The sequence below is a fragment of the Paenibacillus sp. 01T422 genome, from assembly GCF_056398785.1.
The window spans coordinates 1-4,090 of the sequence record NZ_JBFTQB010000598.1 but is presented as its reverse complement, the minus strand read 5'-3'; the positions used below and the strand labels follow the sequence as shown (position 1 = coordinate 4,090).

At 42.8% G+C, this 4,090-nt stretch carries 5 protein-coding genes; 2 read left to right on the top strand and 3 right to left on the bottom strand.

All coding sequences use genetic code 11. The annotated features are described in order from the left end of the window. Positions 1-525: 525 nt before the first annotated feature. Both AC1DUA_RS26835 and AC1DUA_RS26830 read left to right on the top strand, forming a co-directional pair. A complete protein-coding gene (locus AC1DUA_RS26835) occupies positions 526-915 on the top strand; it encodes a MarR family winged helix-turn-helix transcriptional regulator (protein ID WP_477502676.1) in 390 nt (129 codons plus the stop codon). A 99-nt stretch (positions 916-1,014) separates the two neighbouring features. Beyond that, complete coding sequence (locus AC1DUA_RS26830; RefSeq protein WP_477502675.1) at positions 1,015-1,761, top strand: SDR family NAD(P)-dependent oxidoreductase; 747 nt, start codon at positions 1,015-1,017, stop codon at positions 1,759-1,761. Positions 1,762-1,864: 103 nt separating this feature from the next. Here the strand turns inward: AC1DUA_RS26830 and AC1DUA_RS26825 are convergent, their stop codons facing one another. The 3 genes from AC1DUA_RS26825 to AC1DUA_RS26815 form a co-directional block, all read right to left on the bottom strand. Beyond that, the gene (locus AC1DUA_RS26825) at positions 1,865-2,146 is read right to left on the bottom strand and encodes a hypothetical protein (RefSeq protein WP_477502674.1); all 282 of its coding nucleotides are present in this window, start codon (positions 2,144-2,146) and stop codon (positions 1,865-1,867) included. Between the two features lie 137 nt (positions 2,147-2,283). Further along, complete coding sequence (locus AC1DUA_RS26820; RefSeq protein WP_477502673.1) at positions 2,284-3,147, bottom strand: helix-turn-helix domain-containing protein; 864 nt, start codon at positions 3,145-3,147, stop codon at positions 2,284-2,286. Positions 3,148-3,344: 197 nt separating this feature from the next. Next, positions 3,345-4,090 (bottom strand): YqjF family protein (locus AC1DUA_RS26815; RefSeq protein ID WP_477502672.1); only part of this gene is annotated, 746 nt, incomplete at its 5' end.

Below are 4,090 nucleotides of genomic sequence, written 5' to 3'. Positions count from 1 at the left end.
TCTTACTACACCGCATATTGGTTATGTATCTGAAGCGAATTATCAGGCTTTTTATAGAGACGTAGTTGAAGATATTAAAGCTTATTTATCGGGATCGCCAGTTCGGACGTTTTCCTGATTTACTACAGCGACAAATGGGCGAAATCTATAACATGACTTTAAATAAAAGGAACAGTGCCTGTGCAAGCATGGGCTGCTCCTTTTTTGATATTTACGATTTTGGAGTAGCAATTAACCGTACAATTTCCACGTAAAATTTTATTCGAGCGAGGGAGCAGGCCGATCCCGCATGGTTTAAAAGTGAATTTCCCGTAGCAAGGAACACGTAATGGGTCTTGGCGGCTTGATCGTTGACACTTGTTTCATCGTAGTTAGTTTTTGGATAACGCGGTGACTTGACAAGTGAATGTGAAAAACGTATTGTTAAAAGGCAAACAGTTAATCGATTAACTATTTAGATGGAGGTTATATCCTATAGAGAAGTGGAACCCTTTTGAACAATCTCCTCTACCAGTCAATGTTTTTTTGACGCTATATAAAACGAATCATCATTTGGTTCAACACTTAGAGGAGCAACTCGCAAAGTTCGATTTGACCTTGGGGCGTTGGTGCGTCCTAGTTGCCCTTAAGTCAAGTGGCAGAGCAATGGTCCCATCGGAGATAAGCGATGACCTCGCTGTCACTAGAGCAAATATCAGCAACTTATTAAATTCTTTGGAGAAAGCAGGGCGCATCCGAAGAGATTTCGATCCGTCCAACAGGCGAAGAATTCTAGTCAGTTTAACACCTGAAGGTCATGACATCATAATGCAAGTATGGCCTGAATATGAACAGACTATTACACAAAATGTTGGGAATAAACTCACCCAAGAAGAACAAAATCAGTTGCAATTGTTGTTAAAAAAGTTGGTTTGAGTCACAATTTCTGTCCTCTAGGGGCAGATCTCCCAAATAGTTAATTGATTAATTGTTAGCTAATTAATGAAAATAAATGAACGAAAAGGAGTCTTGGACATGTTAAAAGATAAAGTTGCCATTATTACGGGTGGCGGTGGGGGGATCGGGCTTGCCGCGGCTCGAATGTTTTCTGCAAAAGGAGCAAAAGTGCTTATCACGGGGCGCCAAATAGGTCCATTGGAAGAAATTGCTGCAAGCGATCCAAATATTAGAGCATTCGTAGCGGACGCAAGTGATCCGGAGTCAGCAAACAAAACGGTTGCAGCAGCACTTGAACATTGGGGACGTCTCGATATCATCGTGAATAATGCAGGTGGTGGTGTCATTCAGCCACTAGCTGATGTAAGCGCGAAGTCAATAAGCGATATTTTCGCCGTCAATGTGACGGGTCCGACATTGTTAGCCGCCGCTGCCATGCCACATCTCGAGAAAACGAAGGGAGCAATCATCAACATGTCGAGTACTTACGGAAGTAAAGCTGCTGCATGTTTATCTCTTTATGCTTCGAGTAAGGCTGCGGTGGAACATTTGACACGTTGCTGGGCTCTTGAATTAGCTCCGAAGGGTATTCGTGTGAATGCCATCGCCAGTGGACCCGTCGAAACTGCTTTCCTTCGTGATCGAATGGGACTTAGCGATGATCAGATCAATGAGGTGAAGGAACAGGAGCGTAAGATGATTCCGCTGGGGCGGCGTGGCGTGACAGAGGACGTAGAGAGTTGGGTTGTTAATTTGGCCGACAGAGATTCAGGTTGGATCACAGGACAAATTATTGGCGTTGATGGCGGACTTGTGATATCTTGACCTTTTATAAACAGAGAATGAAAAAAGCAGCCATGAATTCATGGCTGCTTTTGGCTCCCAATTAGAGCCAATATAAGGAGCATTTTATGAATGCGATTACAAATTATTTTTTAAAGCTCTCCAAATATTTGAGTGCGACTCCGAGTGCGCCAAGATAATAACCGATTAACAGCAAGAAACCTGTAGGGTCAAGGGCCATCATGTTGGAAAGCATGAATAATGGGAACACGTAGAACAGTAAGTCTTTCAAATAAGAGAGAAATAAGGAACTGGAGAAAGAACCGGCTTTGAGAGCGGTGTATAAGTTGTATAAGAAGCTTAGGCCCATTAAACCAAGAACTACAAACATTGTGTAGAGCATCCATCCTGTAAGTGCTAGTGTCATTTGGATTCACCTCCCCATTGGGAAGATTTACTACTAATTTATCATATGTAGCTCGATGACAAGTCGTACTAGGACGGAGCACTCATTTTTAAAAAAAGATGCAAAATGGATACATAATATATATTATGTAAACTAAATCACAACTGCATATTGTTTCGGTAAATAAGAGGAGACACTCCAACGTATTTTTTGAATAATCGTGAAAAGTAAAAGACGTCTTTAAATCCTAATGAATCGGCCACTTCTTTGACAGAATCCTCCGTATTCAGGAGAATGTTTTTCGCTTCAGCTATCTTCAAACGGTTGATATAAGCGTTGAGTGGATAACCTGTATATTCACTAACAACTCTTCGTAGCGTAGAAATCGAGATGTGATGGCGTTTAGCGATACTTTTTGCATCGAAAGGCTGGAAGAGGGAATCTCCGAGATCGTCCATAAGGTCGATGACTTGCTGTGTTTTCGTCGTTTGGGCCGTAGCTTGGGCTTTCAGCATGAATTCAAAAAGCAACGTCTCAAGAAGCAGCGCGGCGCGATCAATGTTATCAGGTAATCCACTCTCCATCAGCATGAAGATGCGATCGATCCGGTTGTGTTGGGTGGCATCCTCATGCCCGACTTGCTTCGCTTCATCGACATTGGTTAACCAACTGCCAAGCCATTCCTCTATCCGAGTACCTTCAAAGGTAAAATAATATTCATCCCAATATCCGCCTTGATCAGGGCCGTAATTATAAATAACGCCTGGTCGTAAGAAGAGCAAACTGCCGCTTTCTACACGTTGCACAGGGCCATTATTGGCTTGATAAGATCCATTGCCACCAGACAAGTAAATAAACGCCCATTTGGAGAAAGAGGCTTGGTGTCGAAAAGAGATGCGTCCAGGCAAGTGTCCGACGTTTGAAATAATCAAAGATTGTAGCCTTAGCTTGCTGGAATCAATGGGCAGAGTAATGATTCTTAGCGGATAAGGACTGATCATATAGTCCATGAATTTAGGCATTTCGTATATTACCTCCGTAATAATTCCGCGGTATTGTTGATTTTAAATAAAATTAATGTCGTTAATTATACTTATTGTATCTGAATATTTCGTCCATGGGAACGATTAAATTAAGAAGTATGATCCAATTGTCGCAACAATAATTAATGGCATTAATCATTAATGATATAAATCAATATTCGAAGCGCAATTTGGCGCTATTTACTGTGTAACTGGCTATTGAGCTTCTCAAGTGCCCATACTTTTACCTTTAACTGTTTGGAAAAATGCAAAACGGGGGAATCCTCCGGAAGCTTGATCCCAAAAGAAGCAGGCAGCGTATTGATGCATATATCAGCCTCGGCTGACTGCAAAGGCCATGGATCATGATCAATATCACCTCGATAGATCCGTCCGCGGCGATCCTGACAATATAGACAATAACGCTCCGTAAGCCAATACTCTAGAGTTCCAGGTACTGCATACCGAATGGGGGAGGAGGGGCCATAATTAGCTAAAAACTCACCCCGCTGAGCGCGTGAATCTTGGCGAACACTATGGTAGAACGTAGTGTTACCTGCTGATTCTTTAACCTCAATTCGCGCATTGAAATAGGGGAGATGGAATAAATTGCGGGCCGCTTCGACAGCGAATCTATTATGAGCGTCTAAGCTGAAGAAGTATACGCCGGGCTTATCATTAATCGTCACGTAGGTCCGGACATTGATTTCCGGGAATGATGAGAAATAAGGCAATGCAGGAATACCTCTGGGAGTGACGCCAGTCATATGAAAAGGAACAACGCCTACCCAAGCCGCTCCATCAAAGGTGTCGATAGGAAGGGGAGTTGGCACAAGTTCTCTTATGATTTCGACAGGGATAGGCCAATGCGCGAATAGGAGATCGTTCCATATTTGATGCATGATCCAAGGTCTTGCAGGTAGTGGCCACGAACGAGTCATAG